Source organism: Bradyrhizobium sp. LB13.1 (assembly GCF_054056815.1).
Genome location: NZ_JBSRYQ010000001.1, coordinates 6,920,923 through 6,942,591 on the forward strand (window position 1 = coordinate 6,920,923; position 21,669 = coordinate 6,942,591).

General features: G+C 59.1%; 19 protein-coding genes, 6 pseudogenes and 1 other annotated feature. Of the genes and pseudogenes, 17 read left to right on the plus strand and 8 right to left on the minus strand.

The genetic code is table 11. The features are described from left to right. The first annotated feature begins 66 nt into the window (after positions 1-66). From ACVWYI_RS33445 to ACVWYI_RS33490, 10 genes and pseudogenes are all read left to right on the plus strand, one after another. The gene (locus ACVWYI_RS33445; protein WP_247444718.1) at positions 67-465 is read left to right on the plus strand and encodes a hypothetical protein; all 399 of its coding nucleotides are present in this window, start codon (positions 67-69) and stop codon (positions 463-465) included. A 1,049-nt stretch (positions 466-1,514) separates the two neighbouring features. Beyond that, positions 1,515-1,799: a hypothetical protein gene (locus ACVWYI_RS33450; RefSeq protein ID WP_456664606.1), complete on the plus strand. Its 285-nt coding sequence runs from the start codon at positions 1,515-1,517 to the stop codon at positions 1,797-1,799. A gap of 75 nt (positions 1,800-1,874) precedes the next feature. After that, positions 1,875-2,039 (plus strand): DUF2934 domain-containing protein, encoded by a 165-nt coding sequence (locus tag ACVWYI_RS33455; RefSeq protein ID WP_247352234.1) that lies wholly within the window; start codon positions 1,875-1,877, stop codon positions 2,037-2,039. 615 nt (positions 2,040-2,654) lie between these two features. Then, positions 2,655-3,092: a sensor histidine kinase gene (locus ACVWYI_RS33460; protein ID WP_247444717.1), complete on the plus strand. Its 438-nt coding sequence runs from the start codon at positions 2,655-2,657 to the stop codon at positions 3,090-3,092. A gap of 588 nt (positions 3,093-3,680) precedes the next feature. After that, positions 3,681-4,478, plus strand: a complete 798-nt coding sequence (locus ACVWYI_RS33465; protein WP_247444716.1) for a Crp/Fnr family transcriptional regulator — start codon at positions 3,681-3,683, stop codon at positions 4,476-4,478. Positions 4,479-4,696: 218 nt separating this feature from the next. After that, positions 4,697-6,040 (plus strand): ABC transporter substrate-binding protein, encoded by a 1,344-nt coding sequence (locus tag ACVWYI_RS33470; RefSeq protein WP_354049980.1) that lies wholly within the window; start codon positions 4,697-4,699, stop codon positions 6,038-6,040. A gap of 130 nt (positions 6,041-6,170) precedes the next feature. Further along, positions 6,171-7,199 carry an ABC transporter ATP-binding protein gene (locus ACVWYI_RS33475; RefSeq protein WP_247444714.1) on the plus strand — a complete coding sequence of 343 codons (1,029 nt, stop codon included), beginning with the start codon at positions 6,171-6,173 and terminating at the stop codon, positions 7,197-7,199. 15 nt (positions 7,200-7,214) lie between these two features. Continuing rightward, positions 7,215-8,144 carry a carbohydrate ABC transporter permease gene (locus tag ACVWYI_RS33480; protein WP_247444713.1) on the plus strand — a complete coding sequence of 310 codons (930 nt, stop codon included), beginning with the start codon at positions 7,215-7,217 and terminating at the stop codon, positions 8,142-8,144. A 1-nt stretch (position 8,145) separates the two neighbouring features. Further along, positions 8,146-8,991: a carbohydrate ABC transporter permease gene (locus ACVWYI_RS33485; protein ID WP_247444712.1), complete on the plus strand. Its 846-nt coding sequence runs from the start codon at positions 8,146-8,148 to the stop codon at positions 8,989-8,991. Between the two features lie 39 nt (positions 8,992-9,030). Next, positions 9,031-9,419 (plus strand): annotated as a pseudogene (locus ACVWYI_RS33490) (hypothetical protein). A gap of 347 nt (positions 9,420-9,766) precedes the next feature. On the opposite strand, the gene ACVWYI_RS33495 reads toward ACVWYI_RS33490, so the two are convergent. Both ACVWYI_RS33495 and ACVWYI_RS33500 read right to left on the minus strand, forming a co-directional pair. After that, complete coding sequence (locus tag ACVWYI_RS33495) at positions 9,767-9,958, minus strand: DUF3606 domain-containing protein (protein WP_247444711.1); 192 nt, start codon at positions 9,956-9,958, stop codon at positions 9,767-9,769. Positions 9,959-9,993: 35 nt separating this feature from the next. Next, the gene (locus tag ACVWYI_RS33500; protein ID WP_247444710.1) at positions 9,994-10,365 is read right to left on the minus strand and encodes an ATP dependent DNA ligase; all 372 of its coding nucleotides are present in this window, start codon (positions 10,363-10,365) and stop codon (positions 9,994-9,996) included. Positions 10,366-10,513: 148 nt separating this feature from the next. Between ACVWYI_RS33500 and ACVWYI_RS33505 the strand changes: the two are divergent. The 3 genes and pseudogenes from ACVWYI_RS33505 to ACVWYI_RS33515 form a co-directional block, all read left to right on the plus strand. Continuing rightward, positions 10,514-11,137 (plus strand): annotated as a pseudogene (locus tag ACVWYI_RS33505) (transposase); the annotation flags it as partial. Next, positions 10,839-10,953, plus strand: a sequence feature (AL1L pseudoknot). (Overlaps the previous pseudogene by 115 nt.) A gap of 902 nt (positions 11,138-12,039) precedes the next feature. After that, entirely contained in the window at positions 12,040-12,573 is a 534-nt protein-coding gene (locus ACVWYI_RS33510; protein WP_456664246.1) for a Crp/Fnr family transcriptional regulator, read from the plus strand. A gap of 5 nt (positions 12,574-12,578) precedes the next feature. Then, the gene (locus ACVWYI_RS33515) at positions 12,579-12,803 is read left to right on the plus strand and encodes a DUF6894 family protein (protein ID WP_247444708.1); all 225 of its coding nucleotides are present in this window, start codon (positions 12,579-12,581) and stop codon (positions 12,801-12,803) included. A gap of 436 nt (positions 12,804-13,239) precedes the next feature. Here the strand turns inward: ACVWYI_RS33515 and ACVWYI_RS33520 are convergent. The 3 genes and pseudogenes from ACVWYI_RS33520 to ACVWYI_RS33530 form a co-directional block, all read right to left on the minus strand. After that, a pseudogene (locus ACVWYI_RS33520) lies at positions 13,240-13,436 on the minus strand (cold-shock protein). Positions 13,437-13,566: 130 nt separating this feature from the next. Then, positions 13,567-13,734, minus strand: coding sequence for a hypothetical protein (locus ACVWYI_RS33525; protein WP_247444707.1), 168 nt, complete (start codon positions 13,732-13,734; stop codon positions 13,567-13,569). A gap of 272 nt (positions 13,735-14,006) precedes the next feature. Next, positions 14,007-14,291 carry a hypothetical protein gene (locus ACVWYI_RS33530; RefSeq protein ID WP_247444706.1) on the minus strand — a complete coding sequence of 95 codons (285 nt, stop codon included), beginning with the start codon at positions 14,289-14,291 and terminating at the stop codon, positions 14,007-14,009. A 201-nt stretch (positions 14,292-14,492) separates the two neighbouring features. On the opposite strand from ACVWYI_RS33530, the gene ACVWYI_RS33535 reads away from it, so the two are divergent. The 4 genes and pseudogenes from ACVWYI_RS33535 to ACVWYI_RS33550 all read left to right on the plus strand — a co-directional run. Beyond that, positions 14,493-14,672 carry a hypothetical protein gene (locus ACVWYI_RS33535; RefSeq protein ID WP_247444705.1) on the plus strand — a complete coding sequence of 60 codons (180 nt, stop codon included), beginning with the start codon at positions 14,493-14,495 and terminating at the stop codon, positions 14,670-14,672. A 1,389-nt stretch (positions 14,673-16,061) separates the two neighbouring features. Beyond that, positions 16,062-17,021: pseudogene (locus ACVWYI_RS33540) on the plus strand (IS5 family transposase); the annotation flags it as partial. A gap of 35 nt (positions 17,022-17,056) precedes the next feature. Continuing rightward, positions 17,057-17,269 (plus strand): annotated as a pseudogene (locus ACVWYI_RS33545) (phage integrase N-terminal SAM-like domain-containing protein); the annotation flags it as partial. Positions 17,270-17,272: 3 nt separating this feature from the next. Further along, positions 17,273-17,443, plus strand: a pseudogene (locus ACVWYI_RS33550) (transposase zinc-binding domain-containing protein); the annotation flags it as partial. A 447-nt stretch (positions 17,444-17,890) separates the two neighbouring features. On the opposite strand, the gene ACVWYI_RS33555 reads toward ACVWYI_RS33550, so the two are convergent. From ACVWYI_RS33555 to ACVWYI_RS33565, 3 genes are all read right to left on the minus strand, one after another. Next, positions 17,891-18,226: a response regulator gene (locus ACVWYI_RS33555; protein ID WP_456664247.1), complete on the minus strand. Its 336-nt coding sequence runs from the start codon at positions 18,224-18,226 to the stop codon at positions 17,891-17,893. Then, positions 18,207-19,763: a PAS domain S-box protein gene (locus ACVWYI_RS33560; RefSeq protein ID WP_456664248.1), complete on the minus strand. Its 1,557-nt coding sequence runs from the start codon at positions 19,761-19,763 to the stop codon at positions 18,207-18,209. Before ACVWYI_RS33560 ends, ACVWYI_RS33555 begins: the two co-directional genes overlap by 20 nt. Positions 19,764-20,003: 240 nt before the next feature. Further along, entirely contained in the window at positions 20,004-20,939 is a 936-nt protein-coding gene (locus tag ACVWYI_RS33565) for a DUF5996 family protein (protein WP_456664249.1), read from the minus strand. Positions 20,940-21,669 lie beyond the last annotated feature (730 nt).

The window sequence follows — 21,669 nt, forward strand, 5'->3', positions numbered from 1 at the left end:
ATTTCAGGCGGCATGAGGATTTGTCCTTCGATCCGCTCCATCCGCCAATTCTGAACAGGAGGCTGCGTGCTGAACCGTGCTTGCAAGCTCCTCTTGATGATCGCGCTGCCGCTTCCGTTGATAACGGGAGTGGAGGCCGACGAGGTTGGACCGGATAGTGCACATCGTCATCATCCGCTCCAGGATCAGCTCCTGCACGAGAAGTTCTATTCCAGCTGGCGTATGCCCGACAATCCGGTGCTCAGCTGCTGCAACAATGCGGATTGCTATCCGACCGAGGTACGATACGTCGACGGCAGGGTCTACGCGCGACGCCGGGAAGACGGGAAATACATCCTGATCCCGTCCCAGAAGGTCGAGCGAAACAGAGACAATCCCGACGGCCGCAACCATTTTTGCGCGCCGCCGCCGTCCGCCTCTCCGGTCGACACGGCCTACTGCTTCGCGCTGGGAGGTGCCACGTGAGATTCATATTGGTGAACGACAGAACCCCTTTCCGCACGACGTTCTGTCTATGGTGCTGCGAGCAGATCAGCACTGGTTATCTGCGCGACGCCAGGACGCAACTGCCTTACTGCGACTATGAGTGCTACGCGCTTCATGGCGAAGCTGCGCCGTTGATCGAGGGGCGTGCGCGAACGGCGTCTTGAGCGGACACGTGCTCGAGACGATCGGCGATGCGCCTGTCGGCAGGAGAGGACACGACCTTGAGATTCATGCTCATCAATCATGGACGACCCAGCTACGGCGCCACCTGCAGCGCGTGCGCCCAGCCATTGGGCGCGAGTTACGTCCGGCATTTGTCTACGCGACGGCGTTATTGCGATACGGATTGCTACCGTCGCTATCAACAGTCGGCCATGGGAATGCTCTGGCCTTACCACAGTTCGCTCGAGACGATCACGGTGTTGGCGGCCACTTCGAGCTGGAGCTGGCTGATGCAGATGAGCGCGCTTTCGCGCTCGCTGACGGACGCGTTTCTGCGCGCGCACGAACCTTCTGACCACGGAAGGAGGTGACGGCTAGCCGATGAGGGCCGCGCAGAGTGGTCGGCCGCAGTCACTGCATCCAGCTTCGCGCCGCGTCCAGCCCCGGCGTTGCGAAGCTACGGCGCGGAGGCTGCGGCCGCTGCCGGCGTGTGCGGACGGTATCGCGCAACTTATCTCTGAAGTGCGGGTCTCCTAAATTTGCCAGAGAGTATACCTTCCCAGAACCACGTGCGGCTGATCATTGCTGTTGCGACACCAGGACATCTTCGCTCCGCACGGGAGGATTACAAGCCGGTCGTCCCGTCTCGTGCCGTTCACGGCATCGCTCAAAGAACTGCCTAGCGCGCCCAATTTGGCGATGGTCCGAGTTTGCATCAGTTCGTTCCAGATCCGGAACGCGGTGAAGCAAAAGTCGCGGGTGCTGCAGATTTCCAACCCGCACAGCCGTTCGAGATCCTAAGCTCGTCCATTGAGACGACAAAACATGTTTGTTGCTTTGTTCAAGATGATCAGCGGGGTCGAAAAGTGTTTGATGTCTATCGCAATGACAAGCGTGACATGCTCGTTCTAAACACAGGCTCTGCCGTACCCGTGCTTTACTCTGCACATAACTGGCGCAACAGCAGAAGAAGAGTTCTCAAGGTCAGCGACGAAATTAAGTCAGCCGTTCAGGACCTCCAGTTTTCCTTGACATCACGGCGGCATGGGGCCTCAGCTACCTTGAATGCGACTGAACTTGCGCTGATCGATCAGGTGCGGAGCGGTGATGTCCTGCAGCTGCAACGGCATGATGAGCCAGATGTGGATTAGGGAGAACCGTACAAGAACTACGTGAACAGGGCGGTGAGCCTAAACCGCGCTTGGTCTCATTGGGAGTAACGCACCATGGCAGGTCCTTTGACCCAGAAGGACGTCGAGCGCCGCGCATATCAGCTGTGGGAGCAAGCGGGAATGCCTAAGGGGCGGGATCAAGAGTTCTATTTGGAAGCGGAGCGACAGCTGAAGGAAGAGCTGATCCACCACGAACTCAAAACGCCGGATACGCTGTAGAAAACAAGGAAGAGAGGTCCGCGCGCCTTCTATGGCGTCGAGATCAATCCACTGGCTGTTGCAACGATCCAGCGGTTGCCCAACGCACGATGGAGTCGATTCGTCCGATGCCGGGAACGGTGTCACCCCGTGTTGCCATCCGAACCCCGTCGGGCCCTCCAAGAACCGCCATCCCGCCTCTAACATCAAGAACGGTCCAACCCTCAATGGTTGTCGGTCTTGTCTCCGGCGTGGGCAATCCAAGCGCGCTGTAATACCGTGTCGATCGATATGGTCGAAGCGCCGCACGCATAAAGGAAAGCCTTGAGAGCACTCGTCGCTCCTGCTCGACCCACCCGGTGATGGCAGGTGAGGCGACCCAAGGAACATGCGTCGAAACGCCGACGGTGATGGAACGCCTACTGCTCCGCCTGATCGCCGTGACGCCGCGTTACCCCACGTGGGTGCGGTACCTTCTGACCCGCGGCCTGGTCGGAATCACGTTCACGGCAAAGCTCCTGCTCTTCGACGCTCTGGATTCCCTTCCTCTGCTGCTGTTCATCCCGGCAGTATTCCTTGCATCGAGTGATCTCCGACCATGGGTCCGGCGTGTTGGCCACCGCGGCGAGCGCAGTGATGGCCGCGGCTTATTTCATGTCCCCGCCGGTCACCTCTGCAATCGTCCCGCTGATCGACTTTCTAGTGATGGGCCTGTTGATTGCCGCTGTCACCGAAACCTTGCGGAAGACTCTGGACAGGCTTTCGCAAGCCAAGTCATATGGCGATGTCCTCTTGCAGGAGCTCGCGCATCGCACCAGAAACGAACTCGCGATCTTCATCTCAATCCTTCGACTGCAGGCGCGTTCCGATCCCAATCCTGTGCCGCAGGCCGCGATCGCCTCGGCCGTCGCACGGATGGACGCGGTGGCGAAGGTGCACGACAGGTTGCGCGTCGCCGACAGCGACCTCGTCGATCTTGCGCCCTACGCGGACCGGCTGTGCGCAAGCCTGGCGGACTTTCATCGTGGAGTGCGTCCGATCGCGATACAGGTGCACTGCGACTCGGCTCGGTGAAGAGCTCTCAGGCCGGATCCATCGGGCTGATCGTCGAGCCGGTGACAAACGCGTTCAAGTACGCCTTTCCGGAAGGACAGACGGCACGGTGGAAGTGAACATCAGGGCTTTGAGCGGTCGGATCACGGTCACCGTGCGGGACGACGGCGTCGGCTGCCCCAGCGAGGTCAAGAGCGGCCTAGGGACCCGCCTCATCAGCCTGCTGACCTCACAGATGAATGGAAATATGGCCAGGGTCCCCTTGCCTCGCTTCTGCGAGGTCCAAGTCATGGTGTCGGTGCTTCCCACCTAGTTTCGCGCCCGCCGCAGCGCGCTTTCGAGTTTTCTCCCTCTGCTTCTGCCAGCGCGCCTCATCGGCTTGCGACCGTTTCTCGACGGGGGCCCGGTCGGCCTCCAACTCGGCCGCCCTCCCGTCCTGCTGGCGCCTGCCTTTCGTTCGGGGGGTGAAGGCGCCTTTAGCGGGATCGCCGGATTGTCGGGTGCCAGTGACTCTAGATGGAAGAGAGAGTAGCTTCGCGGGGAACAAGCCCTGATCTCAGCCGAACGAGGGCCGATGGGGACGCATCTCGAGGACAGCGCCATGGGATAGTGCTCGTAAGTGCGCTGAGCCGTGCCAACCGCGAGCAGACGGTTCGGGTTCAAAACCGTCTGCTGGCCGGTCTTGCGCCGGCGTCCTTTGAGCGCCTTCGTCCTTTCCTGCAGCCCGTTGCGCTCAAACGCCGGGCGATCCTTCAGGACTACCACCATCCCATCGAGCACATCTACTTCATCGAACGCGGCGTCGCATCGCTGCTGGCGCGAACGCAGCGCGATGGTCCGGTGGAGATCGCGATGGTCGGACGGCTCGGCTTTGTCGGTGTGACCGCGGCGCTCGGCATCCAGCGGTCGCCCAATCGCTGCCTGATGTCGGTCCCGGGTTATGCGTTGCGCATCGCGGTGCCCGACCTGCGCCGGGCCGCACACAGATACCCGGACATCCAGCAGCAGCTGTTCAGCTACGTCCACGCGCTGTTGGTCCAGAACACCCAGACAACTCTTTGCAGCGCCCGCCACGGCCTCGAGGAACGGCTGAGCCGCTGGCTGCTGCTTGCAGCCGACCGTCTGGATGACCGGGTCATTCCCGTGACGCACGACGTGCTGTCCGTCACCCTGGGCGTGCGACGCGCCAGCATCACGACGACGCTTGCGGAACTGGAGCAGTCCGGCGGGCTCATCAGGCAGCGAGGCGGCATCGACGTGTGCAATCACGCGGCCCTCGAGCTTCGAACATGCGAATGCTATCAGATCATAGCGTCGGAATACGGGCGCCTAACTCGCAGCGGCCTGCATGAGCACCGCATTTCCGCGGCCGCCGACCTTATGCGCAGCTGTCTTTGCTGCGTCTGACAGTCATTCAAATAGCCTGCTTCGGCCAGCGCCGCGCGACTTCGTCGGCTGTCAATCCTTGTACGGCAGCGTACTGAGTGACCGTCTTTAGTAGAAAGGCCGATCGGGACCTCAAAGCTATAGTGACGTTGAAAATAGCAAGATCCAGGACCGAGCTAGACTGATCCCTCATCTGGATGAGCCTTCTCCAACTGGCCACATCCACAGGAGGAATCCAGATGAGCACGGGCAAATATTTGCGCGTCACGCGACGCCGCTTCTTGAAACAAGCCAGTCTTACGCTTGCCGCCGTTTCGGCGCCTTCCCTTGCTGCGCCATTCGTCTCCCGCGCGCTTGCCGACACCAAATCGCTCTCCATCGTGCAATGGAGCCATTTCGTCCCGGAGTACGACAAGTGGTTCGATACGTTCGCAAAGGACTGGGGACAGAAGAACCGTATCGAGGTCACCGTCGACCACATCCCGGTCGCTAACGTCGCCGCGCGTGCGGCCGCCGAAGCCTCGGCCCAATCAGGTCACGATCTGTTCGGCTGGAACGGCGCAGGCGGGGCGCACCTCTACCGCAAATTCCTCGTTGACGTGACAAGCCTCGTCCAGGCGACCGAGAAGAAGTACGGCAAGATCAGCACGATCGGCCGCCAGATCGGATATAACCAGGACGACAAGACCTGGTCGGCTTTCCCCGATTTCTACATCAACTTCCCCGCCATGTATCGCAAGGGCATGTGGGATGAGATCGGGATGAAGCCGGACACCTGGGACAATGTTCGCATTGGCGGCGCCAAGCTGAAAGCCAAGGGTCATCCGGTCGGCATTTCACTCGGGCACAGCAACGATCCGAACACGACTTGGCGCGGCCTGCTGTGGAGCTTTGGCAGTGCGCTTCAGGACGCCGAAGGCAAGGAAGTCGTGCTCAACAGCAAGGAGACGGTCGAAGCCGTCAAGTTCGTCGCCGCGCTATACAAGGAGGCAATGACGTCGGAAGTGCTGTCGTGGGATGACTCCAGCAACAACCGCTATCTCGTTTCGGGCATCGGCTCGATGATCGTCAACCCGATCTCGGCCTATCGGACGTTCCAGAAGGCAAACAAGAAAGGCGCCGACGACACGTTCGTGATGGCTCCGCCGAAGGGACCGGTGCGCCAGATCATGGGCGGCGCCTCCGAGTTCTACGGTATCTGGAAGTTCGCCAAGAACAAGGATGGCGCAATCGATTTCCTCAAATACTACGCCGACCATTGGCCGGAAGCGTTTAAGGCGAGTGAAGGGTACAACAATCCCTGCTTCGCCAACCTTGTGCCGAAGCCCATGCCGATCCTCTCGAACGATCCGACGTCGACGCCGGCCAACAAACTAGCGGTGCTGCAGGACTCCGACCAGTGGTCCGCCTCTCCGGGATATCCCGGTCCGTCCTGGCCCGCCGTCGACGAGGTCTACAACGACTTCGTCATCTGCGACATGATGGCGAAGGCGGCGACCGGCGAGATGTCCGCCGAGGATTCGGTCAAATGGGCGCACCAACAGTCGGAAGCCATCTTCAAGAAGTGGCACGAGAAAGCCTGAGGCCGTGCCTGGACCGGCCCCCCTTTTTGGTCGGTCCGGATGCTGCCGTTGCCGCCAATTGGCAAACAAGATTGGCGCTCCGTCGAACGATTGGCGGCAGAGCGCCATCCATTAGTTCTCGGGAGGTTCGATGGCAGCGGTATTGACCAGGGATATCGTCAAGAAGTTCGGCGAGGTCGCCGCCGTCAACGGCATTTCGCTTACGGTGCCGAACGGCGAGTTCATGGTATTGCTCGGCCCCTCGGGCTGCGGCAAGACGACCTTTCTGCGCATCATTTGCGGCCTCGAGCAACAGACGAGCGGCGATCTCCTGATCGGCGGCAACGTCGTCAACGACATCCCTCCACGCGCTCGCGGCGTCGCGATGATGTTTCAGAGCTATGGCCTTTATCCACACTACACAGTACGCAACAACATTGCCTTTCCGCTGCGCACGCAGCGCGTGCCCCGCGAGGAAATCGAAAAGAAGGTCGAGTGGGCCTCGCAGCTGCTCGGCATCGGCCATCTTCTCGACCGGCGGCCGCGCCAGCTCTCCGGCGGCGAGCGCCAGCGTGTTGCGCTTGCGCGCGCGCTCGTCCGCGAACCGACCGCGCTTCTGCTCGACGAGCCGCTGTCCAATCTCGACGCCAAGCTGCGCACCTCGGCTCGCCAGGAGATCAAAAACTTTCAGCAGCGCGTTGGCCTCACCACCATCTACGTGACCCACGACCAGGTCGAAGCGATGGGCATGGGCGACCGTATCGCGGTCATCGACCATGGACGGGTTCGGCAAGTGGGAACGCCAACTGATATTTATGAAGATCCTGCCGACCTTTTTGTCGCGACCTTTGTCGGCGCGCCGCCGATGAACATCGTCACCCGCAACGGCGGCGGCTATCTCGGATTCCGGCCAGAGAATTTCTTGCCCAGGGATATGATCGAAGACGGGGGCGCGACCCAGTTTTTATTTCGCGTCGATCGCTCCGAGTATCTCGGATCCGAGCGCATTGTTTACGGTGTGATGGATGGCTTTGATTCAAAGCAGCCGATCACGGCGAAGTTGCCACCGGCCCACGTAGCCAAAGAAAGCATTCGTCCCGGCGAATGGCATCCGTTTGCGGTGAGGAACAGCGCATTGCGCCACTTCGACGCCAACGGCAATCGTAGCAGTCGCCACTGAGCGGGGAATTCACCGATGGCCGTCATCGCCGAACCTATTGCCAAGCCGATTTCACGATTTCGCTTTGTCCTCGACCGGCGCGAGGTGCTTGAAACGATTCTGGTCGCACCGGCGATCCTTTACGTCCTGCTATTGGTAGGCCTGCCACTTCTGCTCGCGGTCTACTACTCGCTCAGCGCCTATACAATCTACAACCCGACCTGGAAGTTTGTCGGTCTGGCCAACTTCGAGCAGATACTGCAAAATCCCACTTTCCTTGACACGCTGCGGAACACCTTCATCTTTACATTTGGGTCGCAACTGCTCGGCCTCGTACTCGGAAAGTTCGGCGCCTTCCTGCTGTTGCAGCCCTTCCCCGGCCGGAAGATTGTGCGGGCGCTGATCATCCTGCCATTTGCTGTACCGGTCGCGCTCGCCACGATCGCCTGGCAATGGATGTTCGATTCGCTCTACAGCGTGATCAACTGGACCATGATTGCAGCTGGTATCCTTACTCGCGACGAGGCGCCGAACTGGCTCGGCAATCCCTACCTCGCGATGCTGTGCATTGTCATTATCAACGCCTGGCGCTTCTTTCCATTTGCCATCGTGATCTTTCTCGCCGGCATCACTGCGGTTCCACAGGACGTGATCGACGCTGCGACGATCGATGGCGCGGGTTTCTGGCGCCGCAACTACCAGATCGTCCTGCCGATGATCCTGCCAATCATGGCTATCGGCCTGATATTCGGCATCGTGTTCACGTTCACGGATCTTTCCATCGTCTTTTTGCTGACAATGGGAGGCCCCGGTGGCGCGACGTCAGTCCTGGGCTTTGCGGGTTTTCAGACCGGCATCGTTTCCGGCGACGTGTCGCACGGCGCGGCCATCTCGCTGTTCATGCTGCCGGTGCTGCTTGTCGTGGTGATTTTCATGCTGCGCTTTATTCGTCGCCGGGAGATTTGACATGTCGCGGTCTTTTGTTCGCTCGCTCCGCGGAACCGGGTTTTTCCTCGGCGTCGCATTCTTCGTTATCCTGGCGGCCTTTCCGTTCTATTGGATGGTGATCACGGCGTTCAAACAGAACAGTGATCTTTACGATGTCACCAACATCCCATTCTGGTTCAATGAGCCGCCGACGCTCGAGCACGTCAAGTACCTCTTCCAGGAGACCCTGTTCGCGCGCTGGCTGTTGAATTCGCTGATTATTGGCGTCTGCGTCACCGCGATCACGCTGGTCACCGCGGTTCCGGCCGGTTACAGCCTGGCCCGCATGACCAGCCGCAAGGGCGAAGCGCTCGGGATTATGATCTTCCTGACCTACCTGGTGCCGCCGACCCTGTTGTTCCTGCCGTTGTCCCGGATCATCGCCGAACTCGGTCTGCAAAACTCGATGTGGTCGCTGGTGTTGATCTACCCGACCTTTACGATCCCGTTCTGCTCCTGGTTGCTGATGGGATTCTTCAAGGCCCTGCCGGTCGAGATCGAGGAAGCCGCAATCGTCGACGGCTGCAGTCTGTTTGGAGCCTTCATCAAGATGGCGGTCCCACTGTCGGTGCCTGCAATCCTGACGGTGGTGATCTTTACGTTCACCCTGACCTTGCAGGAGTTCGTCTACGCGCTGACATTCATTTCGTCGTCCGACCAAAAGCCGATCACGCTGGGCGTGTCGACCGACCTGATCCGGGGCGACGTGTTCTTCTGGGGCGAGATCATGGCCGGCGCCTTGATCGCCGCCTTCCCCGTGGCGATCGCCTACAATCTCTTCCTAGATCGCTTCATCGCGGGCATTACCGGGGGCGCCGTCAAATAGTGAACAAGCGCCCAACATTGACCCTTCACCCCTCACTGTATCGATAGCTTAGCTCGCCGATCGGCGTCGGGAACCCGCGCCGATCAACAGCTCGATCGGTTAGAACGCGACATCTATCTTGTACTCGAAGATTTCGGCGCCGCGCCGGCTGCGCATGGCGCGAGACCGACGAACGAGACACCGCTCTCGATGATATCCGGCACCGTCTTCTGTCAGGCGAATATACCTATCCGGTGCGGATCGTCGCCTTCAATTCGATCGAGAGATGGTCACGGGACACAACATCGGAAGTCGCCGATGCGGTCGCTCAGCGCGCGGCTGACACCGATATCGAGATTTCTCCTGCGCTACTTGCCTTTGTCGCCGCGAACGCAACTCGCCGCTCTGGCGTTCAGCTGGCGCTACGGCTTCCGGGCGGTACCGCTTGAACTGAGTTCGCTTTGGAAGCGCGATCTTGAACTGGCCTTCCATCAATGCCAGGTCTTCTTGGGGCCGCCTTAGACTTCCTCGATTATCCCCTCGATGTCGGGTAAGTCGATGCCGTCGGTCCTGTTGCACTCACAGGGCATGCCGGCACCACACTCGCAACCGCCCGCAGTCTCACTCCAAGCGCGATCGGGATGGTTCTCGCAGACCCAGCCCAGCGAGTGGCAGATGGGACAATTCGGATCAGTCAAACAATAGTCCCCCGATCACGTGGGCGAAGGTCACGAGGAGACCGGACATGCAGGGAGCGATGGCTACATCGATCAAGAACAACAGACTCTCACGCTCCTCATCCCGCATCGTCTGCTTTGCCCAACTCCTTGCGAACGATTGCCGCCGAGTTGCCAACCTTATCGATCGCCTTCTGAAGCTCCTCCTTGGTGACACCCAAGGCATGGGTCCAGTGCTTAACCTCATAGGCTTCGTGCATGTTGACCTTGCTGCGGTCGGGCTGCTCTCTCTTGGTGAGATTGTCGGTCACGTTCCTCCTCCCTATTTTGAGGGGAAACGCGGTTATCAGCCGCGCGTTCCTTTGCTCAGCCCCTTGAAAGAGCTCGCCCTGAGTAAGCCCTCCAATGTGATGTCGCGGTATTCGACGTCGGCGAAGAACTTCGGCTTGACCCACGTAGCCTTGGGCTTCTTAATGGGCTTCGTCAGCTTGACCTTCGGGCTCACGACGGCATCGAGAGCCTTCCTAATCTTTTCCGACTTTGTGCGGCTCCAGCCCGTGCCGACCTTGCCCATGTAGACCAGTTCTTTCCCTTCCTGCTTGCCGAGATAGAGAGCGGCAACGCCCGACGAGTCCTTGATGAACCCATCGGAATGTTCCGGTGTGTACGGTTTTGACCTTTGCCAAAGCTTCTGTTCGCTCCGAACGGTACAGCGCATCTGCCCACTTCGAGACGATGCCTTCGTAGTTGAGCTTGCTGGCATGTTCGAAGAGCACCTGCCCGTCGCCAACCAAGTCTTCGCTATACAGAACCGGATGAAACGCCCCGGGATTGCCGGAGGCTCCAACTCTTGAGAAGGCGGAGCCATGACGAGCAAGACGACGAACAAATTTTCACCCGAGGTCCGGGCGCGTGCGGTTCGGATGGTTTTGGATCACGCCAGTGAGCACCCTTCGCGGTGGGCGGCGGTGACATCGATTGCCGCCAAGATTGGCTGCACACCGCAGACGCTGCATGACTGGGGTAAGAAGGCCGAGATCGACAGCGGGCAGCGGGTCGGCGTTCCGACGGAGATGGCCGAGAAGCTGAAGGCCCTGGAGCGGGAGAACCGTGAGCTTCGACAGGCCAACGAAATCCTGCGCAAGGCAAGCGCTTATTTTGCGATGGCCCCTTTCGGCGAATGAAGACATTCGCCTTTCGGGCGAGGGGAGCTCGACCGCCGGTCCAAGCCATGATCGCGTTCATCGACGATCATCGTGGGGCGCATGGGGTCGAGCCGATCTGCAAGGTGTTGCCGATCGCCCCCCTCGACCTACCACGCCCAGGTGACCAAACGGCACGATCCCGCCAGGCTGTCGGCGCGCGCCAGGCAGGACGCCGCGCTGAAGATCGAGGTCCGGTGCGTCTTCGATCAGAACTTCCGGGTCTATGGCGTGCGCAAGGTCTGGCGCCAGCTCAAGCGCGGCCGTGATCGTTGTCAATACGCAAGGCCGCCAACAACATGGCGTCCATCGAAGCGCTTGCGGCGCTGAATCTCCATGCAGTGCAGCAGATAGGATTCAGGATCGACCTTCTCCACGTCGGCAATCAAGTCAAAGCTTGCGTCTCGAAACTCCTCACGCGATGGCGGCGGCATCGCCGAGCGACGCAAAGCCGCCCGCAGTCGGATTCAAATTGGCTAATGATCGTTCAATGCGATCAATTGCTGCATCCGCCATATCGCCAGCTTGATCCATATCGCTGGGCGAATTGGTCCAGTTTTGCGCCGAGTTGGACTACGAGGTCGTTGGCATTTGTATCCTAAATTGAGACGTGAGGTTAAATCTGAAGTCGCGCGGATTTGCGTACCGCGCGCCGTCTGGCAAACGTCGCTCATACGTTTGAGGGCGCGCCAGGCTGCCCGAGAAGAAAGAAACTGTTCGTCGCGACGGAGGGATTGGGACCGGCTTCGCGTCTCTGAGGTAGGCCATTGCCGGATTCGAAAAAAGCAGGCTGAATTGGACAAGTCCAAGACTTGACTTGGAATTTTCCTAAATCGTCGGTTGCACTCCGCCCGCCCTCATGCGTTACTATGCCATCACTGGCCAAGGCTTTGTCCGTTAGGCGTCGGTGGCTGAGAGACCAACTGGGCTCCCGCGTGCATCGCACGGGAGCATGAATGCCGCATCAGAAGCTAATAGCGCGCCTACAGGCGGTCGGCGGTTTATCTGAACGAGATAAGGTTAGACTCACGCGCATACCATACAGGGTGAAATCCCTGGCTGATGGCGAATACGCGGTTCGCGAAGGAGACAAGCCCAGCAGCTGCATCGTTGTGATCGACGGCTTTCTAGCTCGGCAAAGAGTGGTGAATGATCGAAATCAGATCTCCTCGTTCTAATTGGCTGGGGACATGCCCGACTTGCCTACCCTGCATTTGCCGATCGCGGATTGTGATCTTTGCAGCATAGGCAATTCGACGATAGCCGCTGTGCTTCATTCATCTCTCAGAGAGATGATGACCGACTCTCTCGGACTTGCACACGCTTTTTGGCGCGAAACGCTGATACAGGCTTCCATCTATCGCGAATGGGTTGAGAATCTCGGAGCCCGCCAAGCCTTAGGTCGACTCGCGCATCTTCTTTGCGAGCTTACCACTCGCATGGAATTCGTTGGGCTGGCGGACAACGGCAGCTTCCGGATTCCGCTCACGCAGCAAGATGTTGCCGATGCATGTGGACTTTCGATAGTTCACGTGAACAGGACGATCCAGGAACTCAGGGGTTTGGGCCTCATTGAATGGGAAAACCAAACCGTTACTCTGCTCCGCCCGCAGGAACTGCAAGCTGTAGCCGAGTTCAGCCCTGAATATCTTCATGAGCTGAGCCCAAGCGAAAGATCAAAACTCAGCAATGTTTTTGGAACGTCCCCACCCGGAGTGATTTAGCCGGCATGGTTCGATATCATTTCGACTACCATGAAGCGGACCTCGTTACCGTAGACAGCGCGGGTGAGGAATTCGCCAGCGTTGACGCCGCCCGAAAAATGGCGCTGATCGCCCTTGGCGAGGCCGTGCGCGACTTCACCTTTGCCGGCCGGCCTGGACGGATAGCTATTTGGGTTAGGGACGACACCGGCGGTGTTTTGAGTGTCTCTGCCATTATTGAGCATACTTGAGCCGGCGATGGGTAGGCAGACGTCACTATCGCCGCTAACGGCACGATCGAACCGACGCGCGCTCCATCGGGTCGCTAAGCGTAGGAGCAAGAGGATCGACGAACTGGTGATTTGGAGCCCTGACGGAAAACAGGCAGCCTCGGGTTGCGCCTCGCCCACGGGAAAAGCCGCAGCGTGGTTCCAGCCCCACTGCGGCATTCCCGGACAACTTGAAATCAGTTTTGGTACTTAAATCTCGCCGGTGTTCTCACAGTAGAACACCCCGTTCCGAAAATGGAGTCGGTACAACTACCGGAGTCCGCCGATCTACCCATTGTCGTTAAAGGGGGAACATGGCACGGCTCGCTTTCCAGCCCCAATGCTCCCGGCTGCCGATCCAATTGCGGATCAGAGCGCCGGGAGTGCTGGGCCCACCAGCGTGATTCGGCTCGGCTGGTCAACCCATCCGTAGATTTCCCGCTGAATCTTTGCCGCGATTGTTCACGACGTCGAAGCTGACTTTGGCTCCCTCGTTGAGGCTGCTCAGGCCGGCCTTCTCAAACGGCGGAGATATGGACAAATACATCCTTGCCGCCGTTGTCAGGTTGGATGAACCGTACCCCTTCGGGGGTTGAACCACTTCACTGTCCCCATAGCCGCTTAGCTGCTCCATTTTTCAAAAATCAGAACTAGTGCCCGAATTCCGACAAAGAAACGCTGGTCACGCGCGCTATCTGGGTGGAGGTTGTTGAATCCGACTTTCATTTTGAACCTCACAAATCCATCAGGGCATATCCGGCCACCGTTCGATCACCTTCGTTGTGATCGCCTCGCGCGTTACGACCGTATGTTGGCAAAATCCGTGGACAGCCCGGCGCATCCATTTCGACTTGATGAAGCCACCTTGGTTTGGGTCCTCGACCGCGAAATCCGTGTCGCGCTGCTTGCGCATGAGCGACAAGCCTGAGCTCTCAATCTCCTGCGAGTCCAAAGTGAGCCCCGGAATCGACGGGCGAATGAACTGCGCTACAGGCTTTGCGACAAATCCACCTTGCGACGCGAAAACGACGGCAGCCGGCGCATCCTGGCCCAGTAACCAACCAGCAAGAACAACTTCACAACTCGGCCAATGAGACGGCGCGCCGTAACCCGTTCCGTGATCGGTCCCACGCCTGATTACTTTAGGAAACCCGACACTAACGCATCGAAATCGTCGAACCGGACCTATGCGAGCACCGCACGAAGAAGCTGTTCAATGAAGACCATGCCGTTCGCCGCGAAGACGGCGTGATACTCAGGTAGCAGCGCGGCCTTACTGGCAACCGCTTCAAGTTTCGTGCACCCGGAGTCCATCAGCCCGGCGTCGGTAAAGAGATGAACCGCGTCGGACGTTACAAAATTATTGATCGATGTCATCTCGACAATTCCTCGATGTAGGCCTCGCCCGCGAAGGGCGTTGCGAAGAACGCTGGCAACGCGAGCGCTGTTGCTATCGGTGAAGATCGCCATTTCAGTCTCCTTGATAATTTCACCGATTCGATCGCGCCGTTGCGCATCAAATGTCGGGCACGTGCCTCATCCGCCGGCGGTTCTGAGAGGTGGGCTGGGAATTGTGGGCCTGGATCATCTTGAAACTCGGTGCTGCGGCCTTGCATCACTCCCCTCGCGTGATAGAACGCGACCACGAAAAGTGAATGCAGGGAAGTTGCTTTGGCCAAAACGAAAAAGACTGTTCGTCGCGAATGGACGAAAGATGATGTGAAGACGCTCAAGTCACTCGCGAAACAGAAGGCCGGTGTTAAGAAAATTTCGAAGACGCTGAAGCGAACACCGGGCGCTACAATGGTCAAGGCGTCGTTATTGGGCGTTTCGCTCGACACGAGGGGTTAGGCTCCCGCTCTGGTCTACGATGCGGCTGGATAAGTCTCATCCCTTGCGCTCAACTTGCACGCCGGCACCTTCGCTTCAGCCAATCCTCCGCCAGCCTCAACCAGGCTTCTTTGTCCGGCTGTCTAATTGCCCTATCGGCCAAGCGGCGGCATTCCTCAGCTTCCGAGCTTCGGTTCGAAAGCGATCCGCCTCCTCCTCGCTCATCATTCGACCCCCCGCGAACAAGAGAGGATGGCCGAAGAGGAAATCGAGGGAAATTCGACGATAGGCCATACGGGCTGGCCGGAGAATTGTAACCGTCGCAGCGATGTCACAAGTGCGCACCGGGCTGACGGCAATCGAGTTAAGGCGCCACCACCCCCCTCAACATTTGATTGGCAGACGCGCGTGAAACTGGGGGCGAGCGGTCGCTAAGAAACGATTGGTTCTGAAGCTGCGGACACCCCTCCCCATCCCCTTACAGCAGACACGCATTTCTTCACGCCTTCCCGCTGTGCGGCGTTTCGTTGCGGTGTCGTTGCCGAGCGCGATGCATGGAAACGTCATCTACCTGGTAAGCATCGTCCTCTCTGACATCGCTGCTGCCACATGGATAGCACCCGTGTCCTGATAAGCAGACCGGTGACCACGGACACTTCTTTTGACTTTGCCTGCCGCAATCACGCGCGGTGGCGTATCTTCAGCGCGCCCACGATCACGTCTGCTCACGAGGCAAAAGCTCAAAGGCCTTCGATCTTGGCCTGCATCCGGCTCAACAAGGATTCCGCCGAGACCGTCCCAATCCCCGCCCTCTGGAGCTGGAGGATCTCCGAATAGACACGGGCTCAAACTAGCTCTGTGCTTGGGGCCGTGAACCAGCGACCCCACGGAACCAATCCCGACAAGTCGGAGTTGAAGGCAGAAGAGGCGAGTAGAGTAGTGCCGGCAGTGTCCCCCCTCACCGAGTCGGCATCAAAGGCCCCGCGGCGCCGCCGTCTCGGGGTCTTTCTTTCAAGAGGAGACCCGCATGAGTGACCGCACAGGAAATGAACCTGCACCCTTGATGCTTTTAGGCGTAGCAGTCATTCCCCTAATAGCGGTGCTGGCCTGGTTCGCTTTCTAATTAACGAGGTTCGGAGAGCGGCGCAGGAGTTCAGACCTGTTGCCCACTAAGCAGTGAGCCTCACGGCAAAAACCTGATGAGCAGCCGCAAGGCTGGCAGCAAGTCCAGAGCAGCCGCTTGTGGTGCAGGTTCGATTCCTGCCCCGAAGGCCAATTGATGGAGCGCCGCGCCTTACAGCGGCACTTCTAAATCCTTCAGCAAGCCACCTAGCACTCTGCTGAAAAACCCCCTCGCCAGGGAGGGGACTTGATGATTCACTTTATCATCTCGAATCGGCGGAGACGATCATGCGCGGCAGGTTTACGGATCAGGGCGGCCTGTTTTCGTACATCGCGCCGGATAAACGTGTGCCAGCGAACCATCCGCTGCGGAAGGTCCGGGAACTTGTCCGGGATGTTTTGAGTGATTTGAACCGCAGCCTTGGAAAGCTATACGCCAGCGAGGGACGTCCTTCGATCCCTCCGGAGCAATTGCTGAGCGCCTTGCTGCTGCAGGTGTTCTACGGCATCCGCTCGGAACGCCAGCTGATGGACCAACTGGACTACAATCTTTTGTATCGCTGGTTCGTGGGACTGTCGCCGGACGATCCGGTCTGGGACCCGACCACCTTTACCAAGAACCGGGAGCGGCTGCAGAACGGCGATGTGTTCACGAAGTTCATGACCAGGCTTCTGAACCATTCTCAGGTCAAGCCGCTATTGTCGGACGAGCATTTTTCGGTGGACGGAACGCTGATCGAAGCCTGGGCTTCGCAGAAGAGTTTTCGTCCCAAGGACGGCAGCGGCGACGATGATGACGGCGCCAACTTCCATGGCCAGAAACGCAAGAACGACACCCATGCGAGCACCAGTGACCCGGACAGCAGGCTTTATCGCAAGGCGGCCGGACGGGAGGCCAAGCTTTGCTATATGGGCCACGCCACCATGGAGAACCGGCATGGGCTGGCGGTGGCCGGCAGGGTCACGCATGCCAATGGCACCGCCGAACGCCGGGCTGCGGAGGTCATGCTGAAGGCGAGACGCAAAGCCGCAGGTCGCCGCATCACGGCTGGTGAGGACAAGGCGTACGATACGGCCGATCATGTCGCCAATCTTCGCGCCATCGGCGTGACGCCGCATGTGACACAGAACCAGGCCATCACCAAAACCGGCAAGAACCGTAACAGCGCGATCGACGAACGAACCACGCGGCATCCGGGATACGGCATGTCGCAATCACGCCGGGCGATGGTCGAGTGCATTTTCGGATGACCGACGAGGCAAGGAGCCCGTTGCGCCGGCGCATGATCAAAGACATGACGATCCGCAAGCTCGCGCCGAAGACCCAACATGACCACGTGCAAAGGGTCAAGAGTTTCGCTGCGTTCCTCGGGCGATCACCGGATACGGCGACCTTCGAGGATGTGCGCCGCTATCAGCTGCATCTGACCGCGAGCGGCGTCGGAGTTCCGACCATCAACCAGACCGTCTCGACGCTGCGGTTCTTCTTTCGGGTCACGCTGAAGCGCCGCGAGATCGTCGAGCATATCTTCCGCGACCGTGGACCGGCATGGCGACAGGCCCATGCCGGTCATGTCAGCCTCGACCAGTTGAAGGTGATGTCGGCGATCGAGAACTGCCGCACGGCAGCCCTCGGCGGCCAGGTCGAGCGATGCGAGGATTGTGCCCACCCACGTCATGATCGCGGTGGCGCGCCAACATCACAAAACCTGCGCATCAATTGCACCGGTCCTCGACCGGCAGCCAAATCGCTCGCCCCCGTAGCAACTTCGGCTACAGGCTTGTCAACAAATCGCCGCTCAACGCCGGTTCTGCCCATCCGATCAGACCCGCCAACCTTCTCGATCGCGTCCGCAAAACGCGTTCAACGAACCTCGCACACACACACACACCTCCAGCGACGAAATCCCCATAGCACCTGACGTGCCACCTCGCCCGACGTCCCGCGGTTCCCTCCTTTGGAGGTTTTCGTACGCCGGCCCCAGAGCGCGTGGCGCCATCATCGTGGGCCGGCATCCGAAAACCTTCACACAAGCGGAAGTCGCGCGCGGGCTGACCGGAAGAGGTCGTCCCTGGCGCCTGCCGGTCCCAGGATGCCACTGCTGTCGCCCCCCGGTTCATCCATTCTGATCGAGAATCTCTCGCACCCTTAGCGCTAGTTTCGCTTGAGAGATCGGCTTCTCCAGCAGATTGACGCCTTCATCAAGCCTTCCCTGGTGGACCACGGCATTGCGCGAATATCCGGTCATGTACAGTATCTTCAGACCAGGTCGAATTTGATGCGCGCGCCTCCCAAGCTCGCGACCATTGATCCCTGGCATGACCACGTCGGTGAGAAGAAGGTCCACCTTCGAGTCCTCCTGCAGAAGAATGGTCAGGGCGGCTTGAGCGCTCCGGGCTGAGAGGACGCGGTAGTTGAGATCGCGCAGGACGTCAGCGATATACGTGCGCAAGTCTTCGTCGTCCTCGACGACGGAGAACGGTCTCGGCTATCTCACCCCCCGCGAGTTCCTCCTGTGCGATTTCCTCAGGTCGTGCACTCCCCGAGAAACGTGGAAAGTACATCTTGATCGTCGTGCCTTGCCCCACCTCGCTGTAGATTTTGGCGTGGCCTCCGGATTGTTTGACGAAGCCGTAGACCTGGCTCAGGCCAAGGCCAGTGCCGTGGCCCGGCTCTTTTGTGGTAAAGAAGGGTTCAAAGGCGTGACTGAGAACGTCCGGCGACATGCCGCCTCCGGTGTCGGTCACGCAAATGGCGACGTACTGACCGGGCGCGACTTCAGGATTGAGACGGCAGTAATCCTCGTCGGCGGCGATGTTGGCAGCTTCCAAGGTCAGCTTTCCGCCGCCAGGCATGGCGTCGCGAGCATTGATCGCCAGGTTGACGATGGCTGACTCCAGATGATTGGCGTCGGCCTCGATATGCCATAGACCCGCACTTCCGACGGTCTGGACTTCGATGCGCTCTCCGAGCGTACGCTGGAGGAATTCCTGCAGACCATTGATGTAGTTGTTCACGTTGATCGGCTTGGGATCGAGCGCCTGTCGGCGCGAAAAGGCAAGCAGGCGACTGGTCAACGCCGCGGCTCTCTGCGCGCCTCGTTTCGCATTCGCGAGCGCCCGATTCAGATTGGCTCCGGGCAACTTGGCGTGCCGTTCAGCTGTTTCCAGATTGCCAAGGACGATCATGAGCAGATTGTTGAAGTCGTGCGCGATCCCGCCGCTGAGTTGCCCAACCGCTTCCAGCTTTTGAGATGCGGCGAGTTGCTCCTGAACCTGCTTGAGCTCGTCTTCGGCTCGCTTCCGGTCCGTAACGTCGCGCGTGACTTTTGCAAACCCGACGATGTTTCCGGATTCGTCCGTGATACGATCGATGATGACCGATGCCCAAAAGCGGGAGCCATCTTTTCTCAGACGCCACCCTTCCGCTTCAAAGCGTCCGTGCTCTGCAGCCTCAGAAAGCGCACGTGTTGGCACACCAAGCTCGATGTCCTCGGGAGTATAAAAAGCGCTGAAATGCCGACCGACGATCTCCGGCGGCGCGTATCCCTTAATACGCTCCGCTCCGGGATTCCAGGTTGTCACGTTGCCGAACGGATCGAGCTGAAAGATCGCGTAATCGACCACGGCCTCGATCAGCTGGCGGTAGCGCCGCTCACTATTGAGAAGCTCTTGGTGGGCTTGTTGCCGCTCGGTGATGTCTCGTGTGACCTTGGCAAACCCGATCAGTTCACCGCCTTCATTTCGGATCGCATCGACGATCACCGATGCCCAGAAACGACCGCCATCCTTGCGAACTCTCCAGCCCTCGGCGCTGAAACGGCCTGTTTGCGCCGCGACGCTCAAGGCCCGCTGCGGCAGCCCTTTGGCGCGATCTTCCGGCGTATAGAAGGAAGCAAACGATTTTCCGATGATTTCGTCGGGTGTGTAACCCTTCAACCGCAGCGCACCAGAGTTCCAGCTGCGCACCGTGCCGTCGACGTCGATCATGTAGATGGCATAGTCCACGATTCCGTCGATAAGCAGTTGAAGTCGCGCAGTATCTCCGATCCCGTCAAGTTTTGACTGAGGGCTTTGCAAAGGCGGGCTCCGATTGGGGAACACCAGTCAACCGTGCTGATAATGTATAGTTCCGCGAACTCGCAGCCTGTGGCAGAGACCCGGGCGGTTCAGAAGGCCGACATGGCGACCAAGCTGTTCAAGCACCTCGTCGGCGCGCCGTTGGGCCGCTTAGCTTAATGGTCGCGGTCGGCGGGGTAAGCCGGTGAGACAATCGAGGGCCATACGATCCCAATGACCGAGGTCGGCTGCAGCGCGATAGGTGCTCTCCAGGAAGGCCGTCAGCGCTACTTCTGGGTCAGCCGATTGTCTGACGACATCGTAAGGCAGAAGAAATTCCCCGAGCTTCGGGTCGAAGTACGCCCCATCGGGCATCACCTTGGCCTCCGCAAAATCTGTAGGAGCGGGATAGGCATAGGAATAAAAGGCCGCAAAATCCGTGCTGCCGCCGCCCGGCCAAAATCCCGCCGACGAGACTTCATGACTGTATGCTTCTTGGGTCACCTCGTCCGGCAAAGCCGGAATGCCACCCGGATGTAGGGGCGCGCGGCGTCCGGAGAAGCGCGTGACCGCTAGATCAAAGCTGCCCCAAAAGAGATGAACCGGACTAGCCTTTCCGATGAAGCCGGTTCGAAATCGGGTGAACACATTGTTGGCGAGCACCAGCGCCTCGAAGAACCTTGTCACGGCTGCAGCATCGTAGGGCCTGGTTTGCCGATCATCGCGAAAGGGGATGGGCGCTGACACCTCGCTGGGTCGGTCGTGAAGCTCCGGCGTGCCCCCAATTCCCCGAACGAGTTCGAGGAAATGTACATAGAAGTCAGCCACGGACATTGGTCCTAACGGAAGCTCAGCTCTCCGCCCGTCTGCTGCTTCTCCGATGACGACATGTTTCCGGAGATCAAGGGTGATCTCAGTGCCGGCCCCGTCCGGTACCAGCGAAGTCGTCAAGCCGCGTGTATTGACGTACAGGGTCGCATGCCAGGAATGGTTGAGCCAAGGCGTTTGTGCAAGTCGGTACTTACCCACGATCTGCGAATAGATATGGAGCGCGGAACATGTCTCGCGCCACTGCTCGAACGGGATGTATGGCCAGTTTGCGTTCACAGTGCTTCCTCCAACTAAGCTTCATCCGGTCGGTCACACAGCACCGAAATGATATGAGGCGAGGTCTCTTCGCTGCTCAAGGCCAGACGAAGAAACGCGAATAGGGCCGGTCTCCCATTGTGACGCCATATTGCGCCACGTCGCACCGAAGACGCTTGTGGCGCCAAGCGATCATGCGCCAAATTCCCATTGTCGGCTTTGGTCAGGCTTGGAACTAAGAGTTGGCTCGCGAGCCTATTCCGGTTTGTCACTAAATCAAGACACGGCGACCTTTGGCGGGCGAATCTTGCTAATCGTATACGCAAGACGCACCCTTGCCGGGGAGAACCGTCTTTCTCGAGCATCCAACGGTTGGATTCACACGGCCGCCCTGCGACGCGGGAGCAGGCGACAACCTGCTCTGACCAGGCTGTGTCGTACAGCCGCAAGTGGCTGCCGCTGGCGGCGACGACCATAGTCGGATCGAGCATGGCGTTCCTCGACGGAGCGCGATCAAAGATGAGCTTGATGCTAGATGAAGCCTCCCTGCCCTTTCAGACAAGTCGTAGATGTTTGCGCGCGAAAGAAGCGTAACGACCGCGGTTTCCAACCGTAGCTTTGGTCGACGCGCACAAAAATACGAGCCATTGTAATGAGGTTCGGCGGAGCGGTGATCCTCTGACCCTTGATAATTGGGGATTATCGAGGCAGATGCGCTCCACGCGCGCGAGCTCGTCGATATCGTGCTGAT